The sequence below is a fragment of the Frankia sp. CeRuru1 genome, from assembly GCF_977966315.1.
Map to the genome: position 1 here is coordinate 1 of NZ_CDWWEW010000404.1, position 1,652 is coordinate 1,652.

At 65.1% G+C, this 1,652-nt stretch carries 2 pseudogenes; both read left to right on the top strand.

From position 1 onward, the window contains the following. Window positions 1–91: 91 nt before the first annotated feature. A pseudogene (locus tag AC08OP_RS21350) lies at window positions 92–769 on the top strand (IS5 family transposase); the annotation flags it as partial. A gap of 534 nt (window positions 770–1,303) precedes the next feature. Then, window positions 1,304–1,652: pseudogene (locus tag AC08OP_RS21355) on the top strand (maturase); the annotation flags it as partial.

Consider the following 1,652-nt stretch of genomic DNA (forward strand, 5'->3'; position numbering starts at 1 on the left):
TGTTTTGGATCTTTTTGCATATGCGGAGCGTGACGGAAAGTTGGTGTGGATGTTGGTGGTGGGGTTTGGACGGGGGTGATGGCGGCAGGGGCTGGTCATGGTACGTACACACCGGTATCCATCGGATCTGACCGACGCCGAGTGGGCGCTTGTCGAAGCTGTGTTGCCGCCGGTATCGAAGGACGGCCGGCCCGAGGCGCACTCTCGCCGGGACATCGTGGACGCCATCCTGTACGTGACACACAACGGGATCGTGTGGCGGGCGCTGCCGGCGGACTTCCCGCCGTGGCAGACGGTCTACGGCTTCTTTGACCGGTGGAAGAAACAAGGCGTGACCGCCGGGATCCATGACGCGCTGCGGGGCAGGGTCCGGCTCGCGCAGGGCCGGGAGGCGGAGCCGACCGCGGGGGTGGTGGACTCCCAGCCGGTCAAGGGCGCCCAGACGGTCGGCGCCGACTCCCGCGGCTACGATGCCGGCAAGAAGGTCAACGGGCGCAAGCGGTTCGTGATCGTCGACACGCTGGGTCTCCTGCTGACCGTCCTCGTCGTCCCTGCCAACGTCCAGGACCGCGACGGCGGCCGGCGCCTCCTGATAGACCACTACTTCACCCATCATCGCTGCCGTCATCTGTTCGCCGACGGCGGTTTCGCTGGCCAGCTTGTTGCATGGGCGCGGACCATCATGAGGACCACCGTCGAGATCGTTCGGAAGAAACCCGGTCAGAAAACCTTCGAGGCCCTGCCGAAACGATGGGTGGTCGAACGTACCCTGTGCGCCGCGAGGCGCTCTGTTGTATCCCCAGTTCAGCTGGGAGGGACTTGGAGGGAGGTTCCTGGGTCGGATGGCTTACCTGGATCCGAAAGGTGAAGGGGACAACAGCATGCCATGATTCCCGACGGCCGGGTCCAGTGGTCAGGGACGGCGCGCCGGGTGGGCCCGCGTGATATGGCGAAAGCTGGATTGCCTGAATCCCAATCTCCAGTCGATGCAAGTTCCCATCCACCGGAAAGACCTCTGAAACCGGTGCCGTGCCCTGCGTCGGAGTCGAAGGTTGCCGATGCAACCTCCAGGGTGCGGGGCGACGCCCAGCGAGGGTGTTCAAGGAGATGAGTGGGACGCCTACGTCACGCTGTCACGTACAACAGAGACGAACGCGGGATCGCCTGTCGGGCGCGAGCCCTATGGCGACGGAGGCCTTGTAGTAGTCGCCGGAGTCACGACCGGCCAGGGAGGGCGGGAAAGCCGCCTACAGGGCGAAGGGGGCCAGGTGATCGGACACCCGAGTCTCGGGAGGTATGCGTAATGCAGAGCGCCGCAACGGTGCTGGGTGTCCTGCGTGAGCGCGGCAGGCGGGGGCTGCCGTGTGACGAACTGTATCGGCAGCTGTTCAACCCGCAGTTGTATCTGCTGGCCTACGGGCGCATCTACACCAACCAGGGCGCGATGACGCCCGGGGTCACGCAGGAAACCGTGGACGGCATGTCCCAGGCGAAGATCGGACGCATCGTCGATGCGATGCGCCACGAGCGCTACCGATTCCGCCCCGTGCGGCGGGTGCATATCCCGAAAAAGAACGGGGGAACCCGCCCGCTAGGACTGCCCACCTGGTCGGACAAAATCGTCGGTGAGGTCGTGCGCCTGCTCCTTGAGG